Genomic DNA, 14,609 nt, shown 5'->3' with positions numbered 1-14,609 from the left:
TTTTTCTCAAACATATCTCTTTTATACTTCTTTATTTGTGGTCTGGCTTGGTTTCTGTGTTCTTTTAGGCAGTGAAAAGTAAAGATTGAATAGTAAAACAACAGCAATTACGAGGGATACATAAGGATTGCTGTTATAAAATATAAAATTGATTCCAATAGCAATAAGTGAAAGTAACGTGATCAATAGGTTAATATATTTTTTAGTCATGAATTAGTGTTCCTTTTATTTTGAGAGTTCATCACACTATAGTGAAAAAACTGAAAATTCAGCGTAAATTTTAAGAAAGAGTATCGTTCGTCTCATTCTCTTTTAACATTGAAAGGGCGTACTGTGAAATGCAAATAATTATTACAAAACCTATAATTTTAAGCAAAAGACTTAATGGCGCAAATAAGTACAATAAAATTATTGCTACTATTTCACAACTATAAATAATAAATTTCATGATTTTTTTCCAATCTTTTTTAATAACTCTGAACACCTAGAGATGTTCGTTTTTTATTTTATAAGGATTTTTAGGATTTGCTATTACGTAGAATTACCTCCCTAGAAAAGGAGTTAATACTTCTAATTATAACATCAATAAATGTAACTATCCTTTTTCACTCGTAGAAACATTTCAATGTGTAAAAGTGATGTACAGCACTCATATTTTTTAGAACACTACTTTAATCAAGAGGTGCATGATAAAAATGTAAACATCAAGTAGACATCTCGAAAATAATAGTTTTAAATCCTAAATTCCTTAATCTTATCAACCTTCATTCCTTCTTTATCAGTAACAAATGTCCATCTTTGTTTAAATTTTTGTTGATAATTGGGAAGACCTTTTAGTATTTGTTGAGTATCCTTATCTATTACGTAATCAACAGCCTTAAAAGATATATCTATCTCGAAAGTGTTAGATTTTTTCCAGTATAGGCGACTGAGTCCTTCGATTTCAATATTTTCTGTGTGATTTATTTTTCGCTTATCTAAGTAGTTTAACAAAGTTTTAGTATGCTTGGTATAAAGTTTTTCACTATATAACTTCGATACTCTTGATATATCCTGTGTATTCCAAGCATCTTGAATAGATAAGAACTGTTTCTTTATGGCATTAGAAAGTTCCATATCATCAATATGAACTCCCTCAGTATATATTCCCTTAGGTTTAATAACTGCACTAATAGCTATGATAATACCAAGACCTACAAGAGAAAGCATAAGCTTTACTTTATTTGATATACCACCTTCTACACTTGATGGTGAGTTATTACTAGTGTGAATGCCTCCAGTCCCTCCATGGAAACCTCCACCACCCGTAGTTCCACCTCCATGGAAGCCCCCAGCTAATGCCAGAACATGGGGAGCAAAGATGATGAAGAAACTCATTATTAGAAGAGCAATAAATATTTTTTGTTTTTTTATCATATTTTTATTCTAGAAGCTCAATCAGTAAAGTCATACGATACATATATAGAACCTTTATAGCTAAGAGATATCAAATCCATTTCTCTTAGCATTGTAACTCATTATGAGTTGAAGCAATTTTTTATACTCCAGCTCTGGCATATCATAAGGGATCTTGAGTGACCCTTTTCCAAATTCAAGACCATAATCAGCAAAATCAGAAAAATCGCTTTCTTTCATACCTTGTGTTCCATAAATACCTAACCAGCCCTTATTAGCCATTAGTAAAAATAGTTGTTGTGTGGCTTTCTTGGCTTGTTTAGGGTAAAAACCTGGCATTGCATAAGAAACACGTTCTTGCACATCAGGATAGATAGTATGAACCAACTGTCGTGTAAGTCGCATTCTTGCAAGTTTTTCTTCACTTAAGTCATTATCATTAAAGTAAGCTTCAAAAGGTTGTGCTTTTTTCATTTTAATTCATTCCTTCCACAACTTCTATTTCATAAGTAATTGTTAATACTATTATTAATCCTTGACACTCATTCCACTGCCAATCCAAGTCAAGATTCCTCCAACAAAGCCTAAAAATGGAAACAATCCAAATATTCCGCCCAAGATAAAATAAAAACCTGCACGCCTAGTATCTTTTTCTGTTGAAGATTTACGGTCCACAACCCCCATAATAATCAAAATAATACTAATAATTACTGTTACACCAAACATACCTAATAATAATTGAGGATTCCAGTTCTCTGGTACGTGTCCTTGAATCCCATTAAAGTATGGATTAGTATTCCAGAAAAGTTGGAAGCCAAAAAGAGACAACACAATGAGGACACTGCCTAAAAAGGCACTCATTACTGCATTTATTAAACTCATTTTTTTATTTTCCATTTTCTCTTCCTCCTTGACTTTCTTGTTTTTCTTTTTGGCTGTGAGCACTAATTTCCTGTAAAATTAACAGTATAAATAAGGGAATCTTCTTTATAAAACTCTACTTTAGTGTCAAGATTCATTTTTTTGACGGCACATCTGTCATAATTTGTTTTACCATAAACAGATTTTGCTAATCGTTCTAGGTCTTTGGTAGAAGCATTTTTGATATTTATCATAGGAGTGCTTAAGGCATCCCATGATAAACTCGAACTGTCCTTATCCTGCTGAATCTTAGCGCCTCGCATCTGTGGATCGTTAATAATGTCCGTAATATTTTGTTGGCTATACATTTTGGCGCTTATATCCGTACATGCAAAAGAACCCAACACTAATAAAAGTGGGCTGAAATAAATCAATAGGGCAGCAACTAGGATTATCAAAAGAGAGCGAATAGATACTGAAATTTTTGCACTTGTTTTTTTAATTTTAATAATATAACTCCTTATAATTTAGAGTTCAATCAGCACATTTTTAGCCTTTAAGTTATCCAGGCATTCTATCAAATAATCTACATTATGCTCTGGATAAATAGGAACAGTCAAAGACATAGTCTCCAGTGACTCATAATTTAAACAATGGTTACCACGGTACAAGGGACTTTCCCATTCCTTAGCCGGTTTGTATCCTCTTCGCTTCATTTCCTCCATAACTTGTTGATGATATTGAAATAATTTATAGGGTGAATAATCAAAAACATAATTTACAGTCGCGTGTGGCTTGCCCCAGCCTCTCCCTCTCAAAGCACAGCATTCTCTGTGCTGTCCAAGCAATTGCATCCGCGGAAGATGCTTTATTAAATCTTCGTGCCATAACCTCATCTCTCATCTCCTTTTTCCAGATTATTATTCCTCCTATTTTAGATCAATCATAAAGGTCGATTTATCCCCAGCGGAACACTTCCAAAAGGCAAAATTTCATAAAGCCTTTCAGGAATTTTTTGACTAAATTTTCTTGCATTTGGCGATAATTTTCCGTTTAAGGCAAGCAAGGTAAAGCTCACTTGAATACGTTGCACTATCTGCGGGACATAGTCACCGCTTTCTATCAAGTTTTTCGCCTTAGTCAGTACTTCCCGTTCTTGGCTCGTCAAGGATTCATCCAATATTAATCGATAAATATCGTTTAAAATCTGTTCTTCACTTGCGGATAAATTTACATTTTTCATAAGTGAACTCCTTTTGAAAAGCCTGTTTTGATTTATTTGAGCAAGGTTTTAAAAATCAGAACCACTAAAATTAAATCAATAGCCAAGCCAAGATACCATGAAACGATAAAATATGTTTTTTGTGTTTTATGTCGACAAATTTTTCCACCTAGAAATGCGCCTAAACCACCGCCCAATATCGCCTGGGAAATAAGCACCTTCTCTGGAATCCGCCACAAATGATGCTGCGCCTTGTATTTGTCAATAGCATAAAACAGAAAGACAATAATGTTCCAAATAATAAGTGCTGTTAAAATAAGAAGTCCTGTTGTTGTCATTGCTATCTTTCTGTTTTTAAATTTATTTTTAAGAAGTTTTAAATACCAATGGTTAGTCGCTTCATTCATTGGGTGATTTAAAACTTTTTATCAATTTAACTCATCTTTATGCTATTCATTATATCACTTGCTGGGCTTGAAGTCATAACAGACTATCAAATAAATGAAGCACTTAACCTCATTTATCTGTAAAATTTAACTATTTGACATTCAAAAAAACTCGGAGTATAGTTTTATCTATAGCAAAGTTAGAAAAGGGGAAATAACTTGGTATTTGAAAAAACAGTATTAAACAAAGCTCTCGCCTCTGCCTTTGATATTCCAGTAAAAGTAACTTACTGGGATGGCAAAACAGAGAAATATGGCGATGGTGAAGCTCAAGTACACATCATTTTCAATAAAAAATTCGCTTTTAGCGATTTAGCATCCATGCCTACTCTGGTTCTTGCTGAAGCTTACATGCACGATGAAATCGAAATTGAAGGAAGTATTCAAGAACTTGTCGCTTCCGCTTATCGTAAAGCAGATAGCTTTTTAACAAATCAATCAGGCTTCGGAAAATCCATTGTTGAGCTCTTGGGCAATCACTCCCAAAAGCAATCGAAAAAGGATATTCATCAGCACTATGACATTGGGAACGACTTTTACAGAAAATGGTTGGACCCAACGATGACTTATTCTTGTGCTTATTTTGAAAATGAGAATATGACACTGGAACAAGCACAAATCGCTAAAGTACATCATATCCTTGACAAGCTCAACAGTACACCTGGCGGACGTTTATTAGATATTGGTTGTGGCTGGGGAACATTGCTCTTTACCGCTGCACAAGAATACGGCTTAGAAACTGTAGGTGTTACTCTTTCTGAAGAACAATACAACTATATCGTAAATAAGGCAAAAAAACTCGGACTTGAGGATAAAGTCAAAGTCTTCCTTACAGATTATCGTGATCTAAATGAAGGAACCTTTGATTATGTAACTTCTGTGGGCATGTTTGAGCATGTGGGTAAAGAAAATTTAGAAATGTATTTCCAAAAGGTTTATGATTATCTCAAACCAAATTCTCGTGCCCTTATCCATGGAATTACTGGTCAACATCGTGGAGCAGGTGTTGATCCCTTCATCGAAAAATATATCTTCCCAGGAGGTTATATTCCAAACATTGCTGAAAATGTCGAACACATTATGACTGCAAAATTACAACTTGATGATTTGGAACCTTTACGTCGTCACTATCAAAAAACACTAGAAATCTGGAACGAAAACTACAGTAAAGTTTTTGTAGATGTTGAAAAGGAAATGGGCCGTCCCTTTGCTCGCATGTGGACGCTTTATCTTCAAGCTTGTGCCGCTAGTTTTGAATCAGGGAACATTGATGTGGTTCAATATCTTTTAACAAAAGGGCCTTCAGGTGTTGGTCTTCCAATGACTCGTCAGTATATGCTCCAACATCATTAAACGTTTATGAATATTAAAAGAAAAAAACAGTTGTCAAATACAACTGATTTTTTTTTGCACATTTATTCTTTGTGCTTTTGTTTGGAATATATAAAGGCCTTGGCAATAACAGAGATGAACATAGCCATGATACCTAAACCAACCGTAGCATAGATCATTGTAAATATTTTACCTGTTGTAGTTATCGGATATAAGTCACCGTATCCTATCGTTGTTAAGGTCATAAAACTTAAATACAAGGCATCAAGAATACTAAATTTTTCTACTGTTGAATAAAAGATAGTTCCACTCATCAAGGTTGTTGCCATTAAGAAAAACAAAGCTTTTGTATCGTCCTTTTTTAAGATAAAACTAAAGGAAGTGAATAATTTTTTGGTCGCAATTAGTAAGGATAGCACAGAAACCTTCTTTCTAAATTTATTATAAGCTTATTTCCAAATAAGAAGTTCTGACTCTGTAGTAACATCCCCAAACTTATCCGAAAAATCTTTAAAATGTACTGCACCTAACTTTGTATAAAGGCTTCTTGCATTTTCATTATTTTTAAGAATTGCAATGGTAACCGTCATTTGGGCTTCTTTTGCTTGCTGCAACACATGTGACAATAACTGAGTCCCCACCCCTTTTCTTTGAAACTTCTGGGAGATGTGAAGGGAATCAATGTACAAGTTACCTCTCTGGTCGCTACTTTCTGAGTAAGCAATGAAACCTGCAACGTTATTTTCTAACTCTTTGACGAGAATATATTGTGAGGGTTTTGCAAGAAAATGCTCCCAATTTTTCTGAAATGTATCATATTCTAAACTTTCTAAATAAGTAGGAGGCAAGATGCTTTCATATGTCGTTTGCCAATTGTCTACGTTAATATGTGCTATTTCTTCTAAATCAGAATAATGTGCCGGACGAATTCTTGTCATCTTCTTCTCCTTTTTATTTTAAATAATCTTTTTTCAAAAGCCCCATAAAATGACTGTCGTGGTAACTTCCAGCTGCAAAGAAATGTTCTTTCATTGTTCCTTCAATTTTGAACCCAACTTTTTCATAGATATGAACAGCAGGAGCATTATCAACATCAACCCAAAGATAAACTTTATGCATGTTTAATACTTTAAAAGCATATTCTAAGGCTTGGTGAAATGCTTCTTGTGCCAAGCCTCGACCAGAATACTCTTCTGTAATGATAAGCTGTATTTCACAACTACGATGGATGAAGTTGATTTCCATCAATTCTACTATGCCCGCAAATGCACCATCCACATCTACAACAAAACGACGTTCATCCATACTATGAATGTGCTTATCATATAGAGCCGTTAATTCATCTAAGGATTCGTAAGGTTCTTGAAACCATAAATGCATAGTTTTAGCTTCATTGTTGATGATATGAATATTTTTTAAGTCTGTTCTTTCTAGTGCTCTGATTTTCATTTTAGAATCTCCTTGCTTTTCATTTCCAATATCCTTCATGAACTTTTCTAGCTTTTTCCTCTACTTCTGGAAAGGGTCCGATAATCCGTATGAGCTTTTGTCCGCGATCAATAATCTGTTGCGCAGGCAAATCAAAAGTGGGATTTTGTTCATTGTCTCCTGTTAATTCTAACAAACGTTTTTCAGTTAGAGCATAAACGATAGTTCCAATATTCCCCCAATAAATAGCTCCGGTACACATTGCACAAGGTTCTGCTGTAGTATAAAGTTTACATTGCCACAAAAATTCTTTAGAATAAAGCTTGGAAGCTTTTGCAGCCAAACTGGTTTCTGCATGTCCCGTACAAATCTGTTCTGTAATTTCAATATTTTCTTGTTCTAGGAGAATATTTCCCTTGCTATCTGTCAAAAGTGCACCAAAAGGAGTATTCCCATGATTGCGAGCATTTTGGGAAATCTCCACACAGCGTTCCAAAAGCGCAATATGTTTTTGTCTTTGCATATTCACCTTCCTTATTCCATAATAAAATAGTTAGACTTTATTATACAATGAACCCGCTGTAAATAAAAGCGTTTACTGTATTATTGACATCTTTTAAGCAAAATTTCTTTTTTGTTTTATTTTCTCACTTGGGTTTTCAGTGAATTTTAATATAGATTATGGTAAAATGAGGATGTATTGGGCTTTTATAAGCTAGGATAAATTAGTAAAGGAAAAAATATGAATCCACAAAAAATTGCCGTGCTCGGCCCTGGATCATGGGGAACTGCTCTTTCTCAAGTTCTTAATGACAATGGACATGAAGTTCGTATTTGGGGAAACAATGTTGACCAAATTGCTGAAATTAATGAAAAGCATACCAACGAACGTTACTTCAAAGGGATCACTTTAAATCAGAAAATTTCTGCTTATACCGATCTCGAATTTGCCTTGTCTGATATTGATGCTATTCTTTTCGTTGTTCCAACAAAAGTCACACGTTTGGTTGCTCAACAAGTCGCAAAAGTTCTTAAACATAAAGTGACAGTTATGCATGCATCTAAGGGGCTCGAACAAGGGACCCATGAACGTATTTCTTCAATACTCGAAGAAGAGATTCCAGAAGAATACCGAAGCGAAATTGTTGTGGTTTCTGGTCCTTCGCATGCCGAAGAAACAATTCGACGTGATATTACCTTAATCTCTGCTGCTTCAAATGATTTAGAGACGGCTAAATATGCCCAAGAAATTTTTTCTAACGATTATTTCCGACTCTATACCAATACGGATGTTATTGGTGTAGAAACAGCGGGTGCTTTGAAAAATATTATTGCAGTCGGTGCTGGGGCTTTACATGGTCTTGGTTTTGGTGATAATGCTAAAGCAGCAATTATCACGCGTGGCTTAGCAGAAATTACCCGTTTAGGTGTTGCTATGGGCGCTCAACCACTTACTTATAGCGGCTTGTCTGGTGTAGGTGACTTGATTGTTACGGGTACATCGATTCACTCACGCAATTGGCGAGCAGGTGATGCTCTCGGTCGAGGTGAGAAGCTTGCGGATATCGAAGCAAATATGGGAATGGTTATCGAAGGTGTTTCAACAACCAAAGCCGCTTACGAACTCGCACAAAGTATGCATATCGATATGCCCATCACTGAGACAATCTACAAGGTGCTTTATGAAAATATGGATGCCCGTGAAGGCATCTTAGACATTATGCGCCGTGAAACACGTACCGAAAACGAATTCAGTATCTAAATCAAAAGGAGCTAATTTTTAAAATGATTAAAACAAACCCAAAACAAAAAGTAAGAAAAGCAATTATTCCCGCAGCCGGTCTGGGTACACGTTTCTTGCCTGCTACTAAAGCCCTTGCCAAAGAAATGTTACCTATCGTTGATAAACCAACGATTCAATTTATCGTTGAAGAAGCCTTAAAATCAGGAATTGAAGATATCTTAATCGTTACAGGTAAAGCTAAACGTCCTATTGAAGACCACTTTGACTCAAACATTGAGTTGGAACAAAACCTTAAAGAAAAAGGTAAAACAGAGCTTTTAAAATTAGTTGAAGAAACAACAGATATCAATCTTCACTTTATACGTCAAAGCCACCCAATGGGGCTTGGACATGCAGTTCTTCAAGCAAAAGCCTTTGTTGGCGATGAACCATTTGTTGTTATGCTTGGTGACGATCTTATGAACATCATGGGGGATGGTACACCACTCACAAAAGAATTAATTTCTGACTATGAGAAAACACACGCTTCAACAATCGCTGTAATGAAAGTTCCACATGACGATGTGGACAAATATGGTGTTATTGCTCCAGAAGGTGAAGTTTCTAAAGGTCTTTACAATGTTGCAGAATTCGTCGAAAAACCTGCTGTTGAGGATGCTCCTTCTGATTTGGCTATCATCGGCCGCTACCTTTTAACTCCAGAAATTTTCCAAGTTTTAGAAAAACAAAAACCTGGTGCAGGTAACGAAATCCAATTGACAGATGCGATTGAAACTTTAAATAAAACACAACGCGTTTTTGCACACGAGTTCACTGGCAAACGCTATGATGTCGGCGATAAATTTGGTTTCGTTGAAACAACTATCGAATATGGTCTCAATCATCCACAAATCAAGGATGAATTACATGATTACATCATCGCTAAAGCAGAAGAACTTTTAAAATCTGAAAGCAAAACTGAAAAATAATTCAAGGCTGTCCAGCGTTTGCTTGGGCAGCTCTTCTTATCCCCTTTTTCCTTGTAAGAACAAATCATTCCGAACTTCTTATTTTGCCTAAATTATGCTATCATGGAGGGGATGAAATTTTTCAAAGAAATCAAGATTAAAGCTCTGGATATTATCATTATTCTTGCCTTATTTTGTGCTTCTTTTTCTGTTTTTTTTCTCCTGCCTCACAATAGCTCTGGGACAAAGGCCCAATTACGTGTGCAAGGGAAAGTGATTAAAACATTTGATTTAAGCAAAAATCAGCGCTGGACTTATCGCTCTGAGGATGGGGATTACAATGAAATAGAGGTAAAGGATGGAGCGATTGCTGTTGTTAAGGCTTCTTGTCGCGATCAAATTGATGTGCAGCGTGGCTTTATTTCAAAAGTTAACGATACTATCGTTTGTTTACCTCATGATTTAGTCATTCAAATCATTGGAGATCAATCAGAATCTGGAGTGGATTATAGCGGATGAATGTAAAAGAAAATATTTATATAGCACTTCTCACTGCAGTAGCTGTTGTTATGGGCATTTTTGAAAGCTGGATTCCCTCCTTCTTCGCTTTTGCTCCGGGAGCCAAAATTGGCCTAGCTAATCTGGTAATGATTATTGCCATTTTCACCTTAGATTGGCGAAAAGTTTGGACAATGCAAGTCTTGCGCTTGCTAATTACTGCCTTATTCACAGGTGTTTCTGTGGTTATCTACTCTGCGGCAGGAGCTATTTTAAGCCTCTTAGCCATGTACCTCATGAAGCAACTAGGACCCAAATGGGTCTCTCTCATTGGTATTTCTGTTGTCGGAGGCTTCTTTCATAATCTCGGACAACTGCTTGTTGCTTCGCTTATTACAGGTACAAGCTCCGTAATGCTTTATTTACCATGGCTCTCTTTTTTCGGTATGCTCGCTGGTTTTGCCATCGGTGTTGGTGGCAACCAACTCATTCAGCGTGTAGCACCAATACAGTTATTATTTATTAAAGAAAGTAAAAAATGGACGTAAAAAATACAATTTGGTCAGAATATCCAAAATTAGAATCTTCCTTAGTCAAAGTTCAAAAGCTGATGAAGCAACAGGTTGGCATCAAAAATAAAGAAATCAAGTCAGCCATTTTTGACCTGTTTGATGCAGGTGGAAAAATGCTACGTCCGGCTTATTTATTAATGTTTGCTGATTTTACTGCTATGGATAATAAAAGTAAAATCGCACTTGCTGCAAGCGTCGAAATGCTGCACACTGCAACGCTTATTCACGACGATATTGTTGACCAAGCAGATACACGTCGCGGTGTCGAGACTCTCTCGAAAAAATACGATCCGTCAATTGCTGTTTATGCTGGCGATTATCTCTTTGTAGCTGTTTTTAAACTTTTGTCAAAATATTCTTTTGATTTGCCAAATTTAACAAAAAACATCGGATCTATTGAACGCCTTTTAGGCGGAGAACTTGGACAACTCAACAAACATTTTGATTTTGAGCAAACGCTCGATGATTATATTCAAAATATTTCTGGAAAAACTGGCGAACTTTTTGCTATGTCATCCTCAATCGCTCCTTTAATTATGCAAGATGTTCACTTATCTGAACTCTCCTATAATATTGGGATGGACATTGGAATTGCCTTCCAAATTATGGATGACTATCTTGATTATGCTAGCGACAGTCAAACCCTGGGAAAACCTGTACATGAAGACATCAAGCAAGGTATCTTTTCTGCACCCGTTCTTTTTGCTTTAGAAATCGATCATCGTCATGTGAAATCTTTGATTCAAAAAGAACAATTTGAAGAAGTTTACAGCTTCATTCAAAGCTCTGGAGCGCTGACTAAAACTAAAGAGTTGGCCCAATATTATACTAATCAAGCTCTCAATCTAATTAATAAACTCCCTGAGGGCCAAACACGTGATAACATTAGCAGTGTTACAAGAAAACTTTTGGAACGGAATTTATAATGAACCCTGAAGAATTTTATGCGCAACTTGAAACTTTTGACCTTTTCTTAAATGATCAACAAAAAGAACAATTTGAACGCTATTTTGAGCTTCTCGTTGAGTGGAATGAAAAAATTAACCTTACGGCAATTACAGAGAAAAAAGAAGTCTTTCTCAAGCATTTCTATGATTCAATTGCACCGATTCTCTATAAGCTCATTCAAAATAAACCCTTAAAAATCCTTGATATTGGTGCCGGGGCAGGCTTTCCTAGTTTACCAATGAAGATTATTTTCCCAGAGCTACAAGTAACTATTATTGATTCGCTTAACAAGCGCATCAACTTCTTGTCTCTTTTATCAAAAGAGTTGCACTTAGAGAAAGTGACTTTATTGCACGGTCGCGCTGAGGATTTTGGACAAAATCCTCTCTACCGCGCTCAATTTGATATTGTTACAGCACGCGCAGTTGCGCGTCTCAGTGTACTCTCTGAACTCACTATTCCTTTTCTTAAGAAAAATGGCCAGCTCTTGTCACTCAAAGCGGCTAAATTTGATGAAGAACTTTCGGATGCTAAACATGCAATTGCCGTCTTAGGAAGTAAATTTATCGAACAGATTGATTATCAACTTCCAAATGGTGATGAGCGACACATTGCTATTATCGAAAAGAAAAAAGAAACGCCGAAAAAGTACCCACGAAAAGCGGGAACGCCCAATAAAAAGCCACTTTAAAAAGCTCTGGTTCATTCAGAGCTTTTTCTTTATTATGCACGCCCATTCCATTCATTTTTAATAGTTTGATAGGCTTGAATTGGATTTTCAGCACGCGTAATTGGACGGCCAACAACAATATAATCCGATCCGATATTGCGTGCTTCTTCTGGTGTCATCACTCGTTTTTGATCTCCCTTGGCTGTGCCTGCAGGACGAATACCTGGTGTCAAACAGATGAAATCTGGACGTGTGACACTTTTAATCTTTTGAACCTCATGAGCTGAACATACAACACCATCTAAACCAGCCTCATCTGTGCATTTAGCATAGTGTAGAACTGATTCTTCCAAACTTGTCATAATCATTTGATCATGGTGCATACTTTCTTGGCTAGTGGAAGTCAGCTGAGTGACAGCAATCAAATCTGCAACCTTTTCTCCAGCAGGTGTTCCAGCTATCAAACCTTCTTTAGCTTGCTGCATCATCTCAATCCCTCCAGCAGCATGAACATTAATCATATCTATTCCTAAACGGGCTAGACCTTTCATGGCTGAGCCAACTGTATTTGGAATATCATGGAGTTTCAAATCTAAGAAGACATCATGACCTTGAAATTTAAGGAAATCTACAACAACCGGTCCTTCTTGATAGAGGAGCTCCATTCCCACTTTTACATAGAGTTTTTCGTGATCATCAAAGCGCAGTAAAAAATTTTTTACGTCGCGTAAGCTGGGGAAGTCAAGGGCTACCATTGGTCTTGATTCATGCATTTTCTTTTTTCTCCTTTTTTACTTCTTTACGTAATTCTTCTAAACTTTCAATCCCATACTTATCCATAAGTTCAGGAAGTTCATTAATAATTTTCGGACACACATAGGGATCGGAAAAGTTTGCTGTCCCTACTGCAACCGCACTTGCACCAGCCAGATAAAATTCAAGAACATCTTGAGCAGTCATTACACCGCCCATTCCGATAATCGGTAATTCCACTGCTTGTGCCACTTGGTGAACCAATTTTAAAGCTACTGGTTTAATCGCCGGCCCTGAGAGACCACCTGTAATGTTGGCTAAAATCGGTTTACGAGTCTGCAGATCATAACGCATTCCCATTAAAGTATTAATCATCGTAATCCCATCAGCTCCTGCTGCTTCTACGGCCTGAGCGATTTCTACGATATCCGTCACATTTGGCGAGAGCTTGACATAAAGTGGGACATCCGCTACCTCCTTACAAGCCTTGACCAAATCATAAGCAACTTTCGGATCTGTACCAAATGCTTGCCCGCCATGCTTCACATTAGGACAAGAAATATTGAGTTCAATAGCTTTAACATTTGGTGCTGTCCCTATTTTATCGCAAACAGCTACATAATCATATAGTTCAGAACCGGCTACGTTAGCAATAATAGGTAGCTCAGGAAAGTTTTCATACAGCCAAGGCAATTTATCTGAGAGTACTACATCTAGACCAGGATTTTGCAGACCAATCGCATTAAGCATGCCGGCACTTGTTTCTGCAACACGTGGCGTTGGATTACCATAACGTGGTTTAAGAGTTGTGGCCTTAATCATTATGGAACCCAGTTGATTTAAATCATAATATCGTGCATAGTCCTCGCCAAAACCGAAACAGCCTGAAGCAGGCATAATTGGATTTTTTAGATTCAATCCAGGAAGTTCCACTGCAAGTCGATTCATTATATTACTACTCCATTTCCTTTAAATACCGGCCCGTCTTGACATACTTTTAAAGCATGTTCTGGGTCTTTTTTATCTGGGACAACACAAGCATAACATGCACCAATTCCACAAGCCATACGTGCTTCCATTGACAAATACAAGCGCTCTAAAGTTTCAAACCTTGTTGCTACGGTTTTTAACATCATTGGTGCACCACAAGCATAGACCACATCTACCTCTTGTTCAAGCTGATTGAATAAATGCCCAACATGTCCTCGAGAACCATAAGAACCATTATCTGTAGCTACTTTTACCTCAATATTAGGGAGCTGCGCGAACTGCTCTTCAAGAATCTTGACTTCCGCACGTGCAAATCCGAGCAAAACCGTAATATTGCAGCCTTTTTTACTAAGCTGCTTCGCTAACTCGTACAGCGGAGGAACACCTATTCCTCCACCTACTATAAGGACTTGATCATTTTCTGTTACTTCATCAACTGGAAATCCTTTACCTAAAGGACCAAGAATATCCACTGATTGTCCTGCAACCATTTTTGATAAAAGGTGGGTTCCCGTGGTTTTATCACCTCGACGATAGAGTAATGTACACGTTTTTTCCTGCTTATTCCAACTCGAAATCGAAATTGGCCGCCGTAAAAGTAATTCTTGACTGGGAACTTTTAATTGCAAAAACTGTCCTGCCATCTCCATATCATCTACCAAATCGCCTTGCAACACCAACTCAAAAATATCTTCAGCAACTTCTTTCTGACTGACAATAAGCATCTCTTCTTGAAGCTTCATTGCTCCTCCTTTTTATAAAACGAATCCATTAGCCAAAGCGTTTTGCAGGTCAAGAGTTCT

Annotated in this window: 21 protein-coding genes; 7 read left to right on the top strand and 14 right to left on the bottom strand. The window is 36.8% G+C overall.

Translation table 11 applies throughout. The features are described from left to right. Positions 1–732 precede the first annotated feature (732 nt). The 7 genes from lgb_RS03280 to lgb_RS03250 all read right to left on the bottom strand — a co-directional run bounded on the left by lgb_RS03280 (position 733) and on the right by lgb_RS03250 (position 3,816). Positions 733–1,416: a TIM44-like domain-containing protein gene (locus tag lgb_RS03280; protein WP_019293713.1), complete on the bottom strand. Its 684-nt coding sequence runs from the start codon at positions 1,414–1,416 to the stop codon at positions 733–735. A 60-nt stretch (positions 1,417–1,476) separates the two neighbouring features. Continuing rightward, positions 1,477–1,869 carry a hypothetical protein gene (locus lgb_RS03275; RefSeq protein WP_019291631.1) on the bottom strand — a complete coding sequence of 131 codons (393 nt, stop codon included), beginning with the start codon at positions 1,867–1,869 and terminating at the stop codon, positions 1,477–1,479. A gap of 54 nt (positions 1,870–1,923) precedes the next feature. Next, entirely contained in the window at positions 1,924–2,292 is a 369-nt protein-coding gene (locus tag lgb_RS03270; protein WP_227671654.1) for a hypothetical protein, read from the bottom strand. Positions 2,293–2,339: 47 nt separating this feature from the next. Further along, positions 2,340–2,624 (bottom strand): hypothetical protein, encoded by a 285-nt coding sequence (locus lgb_RS03265; protein ID WP_019291633.1) that lies wholly within the window; start codon positions 2,622–2,624, stop codon positions 2,340–2,342. 159 nt (positions 2,625–2,783) lie between these two features. Then, positions 2,784–3,152, bottom strand: a complete 369-nt coding sequence (locus tag lgb_RS03260; RefSeq protein ID WP_019293715.1) for a TIGR02328 family protein — start codon at positions 3,150–3,152, stop codon at positions 2,784–2,786. Between the two features lie 47 nt (positions 3,153–3,199). Beyond that, positions 3,200–3,499, bottom strand: coding sequence for a bacteriocin immunity family protein (locus lgb_RS03255; protein ID WP_019293716.1), 300 nt, complete (start codon positions 3,497–3,499; stop codon positions 3,200–3,202). 32 nt (positions 3,500–3,531) lie between these two features. Next, positions 3,532–3,816, bottom strand: a complete 285-nt coding sequence (locus lgb_RS03250; RefSeq protein WP_029343287.1) for a DUF1294 domain-containing protein — start codon at positions 3,814–3,816, stop codon at positions 3,532–3,534. A 267-nt stretch (positions 3,817–4,083) separates the two neighbouring features. On the opposite strand from lgb_RS03250, the gene lgb_RS03245 reads away from it, so the two are divergent. Beyond that, entirely contained in the window at positions 4,084–5,277 is a 1,194-nt protein-coding gene (locus lgb_RS03245; RefSeq protein WP_019293718.1) for an SAM-dependent methyltransferase, read from the top strand. Positions 5,278–5,339: 62 nt separating this feature from the next. On the opposite strand, the gene lgb_RS03240 is transcribed toward lgb_RS03245, so the two are convergent. The 4 genes from lgb_RS03240 to lgb_RS03225 are packed head-to-tail and all read right to left on the bottom strand — an operon-like array spanning position 5,340 to position 7,207. Continuing rightward, on the bottom strand, positions 5,340–5,675 hold the full coding sequence (locus lgb_RS03240; RefSeq protein ID WP_019293719.1) for a potassium channel family protein: 336 nt from the start codon (positions 5,673–5,675) through the stop codon (positions 5,340–5,342). Positions 5,676–5,705: 30 nt separating this feature from the next. Then, complete coding sequence (locus lgb_RS03235) at positions 5,706–6,194, bottom strand: GNAT family N-acetyltransferase (protein ID WP_019293720.1); 489 nt, start codon at positions 6,192–6,194, stop codon at positions 5,706–5,708. Positions 6,195–6,207: 13 nt separating this feature from the next. Next, positions 6,208–6,705, bottom strand: a complete 498-nt coding sequence (locus lgb_RS03230; protein WP_086582126.1) for a GNAT family N-acetyltransferase — start codon at positions 6,703–6,705, stop codon at positions 6,208–6,210. Positions 6,706–6,724: 19 nt separating this feature from the next. Next, positions 6,725–7,207 carry a nucleoside deaminase gene (locus tag lgb_RS03225; protein WP_019293722.1) on the bottom strand — a complete coding sequence of 161 codons (483 nt, stop codon included), beginning with the start codon at positions 7,205–7,207 and terminating at the stop codon, positions 6,725–6,727. Between the two features lie 219 nt (positions 7,208–7,426). Here lgb_RS03225 and lgb_RS03220 point away from each other — a divergent pair, with 219 nt between their 5' ends. The 6 genes from lgb_RS03220 (at position 7,427) to rsmG (ending at position 12,084) form a co-directional block, all read left to right on the top strand. Then, positions 7,427–8,446 (top strand): NAD(P)H-dependent glycerol-3-phosphate dehydrogenase, encoded by a 1,020-nt coding sequence (locus lgb_RS03220; protein WP_019293723.1) that lies wholly within the window; start codon positions 7,427–7,429, stop codon positions 8,444–8,446. A 23-nt stretch (positions 8,447–8,469) separates the two neighbouring features. After that, positions 8,470–9,396, top strand: a complete 927-nt coding sequence (gene galU, locus lgb_RS03215; RefSeq protein WP_019291643.1) for a UTP--glucose-1-phosphate uridylyltransferase GalU — start codon at positions 8,470–8,472, stop codon at positions 9,394–9,396. Between the two features lie 102 nt (positions 9,397–9,498). Next, complete coding sequence (locus tag lgb_RS03210) at positions 9,499–9,894, top strand: NusG domain II-containing protein (RefSeq protein ID WP_004258398.1); 396 nt, start codon at positions 9,499–9,501, stop codon at positions 9,892–9,894. Next, on the top strand, positions 9,891–10,421 hold the full coding sequence (locus tag lgb_RS03205) for a Gx transporter family protein (RefSeq protein ID WP_019293724.1): 531 nt from the start codon (positions 9,891–9,893) through the stop codon (positions 10,419–10,421). Before lgb_RS03210 ends, lgb_RS03205 begins: the two co-directional genes overlap by 4 nt. Then, entirely contained in the window at positions 10,412–11,371 is a 960-nt protein-coding gene (locus tag lgb_RS03200) for a polyprenyl synthetase family protein (RefSeq protein WP_019291645.1), read from the top strand. Before lgb_RS03205 ends, lgb_RS03200 begins: the two co-directional genes overlap by 10 nt. Further along, positions 11,371–12,084, top strand: a complete 714-nt coding sequence (gene rsmG / locus lgb_RS03195) for a 16S rRNA (guanine(527)-N(7))-methyltransferase RsmG (RefSeq protein WP_019293725.1) — start codon at positions 11,371–11,373, stop codon at positions 12,082–12,084. Before lgb_RS03200 ends, rsmG begins: the two co-directional genes overlap by 1 nt. Before the next feature lie 32 nt (positions 12,085–12,116). Here rsmG and pyrF read toward each other — a convergent pair whose 3' ends face one another. Genes pyrF through lgb_RS03180 form a run of 3 tightly spaced genes read right to left on the bottom strand, consistent with a single transcriptional unit; the run spans position 12,117 to position 14,549 of the window. Continuing rightward, positions 12,117–12,836, bottom strand: coding sequence for an orotidine-5'-phosphate decarboxylase (gene pyrF, locus lgb_RS03190; protein WP_019291647.1), 720 nt, complete (start codon positions 12,834–12,836; stop codon positions 12,117–12,119). Continuing rightward, positions 12,829–13,764 (bottom strand): dihydroorotate dehydrogenase, encoded by a 936-nt coding sequence (locus lgb_RS03185; RefSeq protein ID WP_019291648.1) that lies wholly within the window; start codon positions 13,762–13,764, stop codon positions 12,829–12,831. The genes pyrF and lgb_RS03185 overlap by 8 nt, the downstream gene beginning before the upstream one ends. After that, on the bottom strand, positions 13,764–14,549 hold the full coding sequence (locus lgb_RS03180; RefSeq protein ID WP_019293726.1) for a dihydroorotate dehydrogenase electron transfer subunit: 786 nt from the start codon (positions 14,547–14,549) through the stop codon (positions 13,764–13,766). Before lgb_RS03180 ends, lgb_RS03185 begins: the two co-directional genes overlap by 1 nt. Between the last annotated feature and the right edge of the window lie 60 nt (positions 14,550–14,609).

The organism is Lactococcus petauri (genome assembly GCF_023499275.1).
Lineage (GTDB): Bacteria > Bacillota > Bacilli > Lactobacillales > Streptococcaceae > Lactococcus > Lactococcus petauri.
The sequence above is the reverse complement of the archived record's forward strand: the minus strand, read 5'-3'. Positions and strand labels throughout refer to the sequence as shown.

Coding starts and splice junctions, on each gene's coding strand:
- lgb_RS03265 (WP_019291633.1), bottom strand. CDS start 2,624: ATGTATAGCCAACAAAATATTACGGACATTATTAACGATCCACAGATG.
- pyrF (WP_019291647.1), bottom strand. CDS start 12,836: ATGCATGAATCAAGACCAATGGTAGCCCTTGACTTCCCCAGCTTACGC.
- lgb_RS03180 (WP_019293726.1), bottom strand. CDS start 14,549: ATGAAGCTTCAAGAAGAGATGCTTATTGTCAGTCAGAAAGAAGTTGCT.
- lgb_RS03200 (WP_019291645.1), top strand. CDS start 10,412: ATGGACGTAAAAAATACAATTTGGTCAGAATATCCAAAATTAGAATCT.
- lgb_RS03185 (WP_019291648.1), bottom strand. CDS start 13,764: ATGAATCGACTTGCAGTGGAACTTCCTGGATTGAATCTAAAAAATCCA.
- rsmG (WP_019293725.1), top strand. CDS start 11,371: ATGAACCCTGAAGAATTTTATGCGCAACTTGAAACTTTTGACCTTTTC.
- lgb_RS03225 (WP_019293722.1), bottom strand. CDS start 7,207: ATGCAAAGACAAAAACATATTGCGCTTTTGGAACGCTGTGTGGAGATT.
- lgb_RS03220 (WP_019293723.1), top strand. CDS start 7,427: ATGAATCCACAAAAAATTGCCGTGCTCGGCCCTGGATCATGGGGAACT.
- lgb_RS03275 (WP_019291631.1), bottom strand. CDS start 1,869: ATGAAAAAAGCACAACCTTTTGAAGCTTACTTTAATGATAATGACTTA.
- galU (WP_019291643.1), top strand. CDS start 8,470: ATGATTAAAACAAACCCAAAACAAAAAGTAAGAAAAGCAATTATTCCC.
- lgb_RS03270 (WP_227671654.1), bottom strand. CDS start 2,292: ATGGAAAATAAAAAAATGAGTTTAATAAATGCAGTAATGAGTGCCTTT.
- lgb_RS03255 (WP_019293716.1), bottom strand. CDS start 3,499: ATGAAAAATGTAAATTTATCCGCAAGTGAAGAACAGATTTTAAACGAT.
- lgb_RS03260 (WP_019293715.1), bottom strand. CDS start 3,152: ATGAGGTTATGGCACGAAGATTTAATAAAGCATCTTCCGCGGATGCAA.
- lgb_RS03280 (WP_019293713.1), bottom strand. CDS start 1,416: ATGATAAAAAAACAAAAAATATTTATTGCTCTTCTAATAATGAGTTTC.
- lgb_RS03230 (WP_086582126.1), bottom strand. CDS start 6,705: ATGAAAATCAGAGCACTAGAAAGAACAGACTTAAAAAATATTCATATC.
- lgb_RS03205 (WP_019293724.1), top strand. CDS start 9,891: ATGAATGTAAAAGAAAATATTTATATAGCACTTCTCACTGCAGTAGCT.
- lgb_RS03250 (WP_029343287.1), bottom strand. CDS start 3,816: ATGACAACAACAGGACTTCTTATTTTAACAGCACTTATTATTTGGAAC.
- lgb_RS03210 (WP_004258398.1), top strand. CDS start 9,499: ATGGAGGGGATGAAATTTTTCAAAGAAATCAAGATTAAAGCTCTGGAT.
- lgb_RS03235 (WP_019293720.1), bottom strand. CDS start 6,194: ATGACAAGAATTCGTCCGGCACATTATTCTGATTTAGAAGAAATAGCA.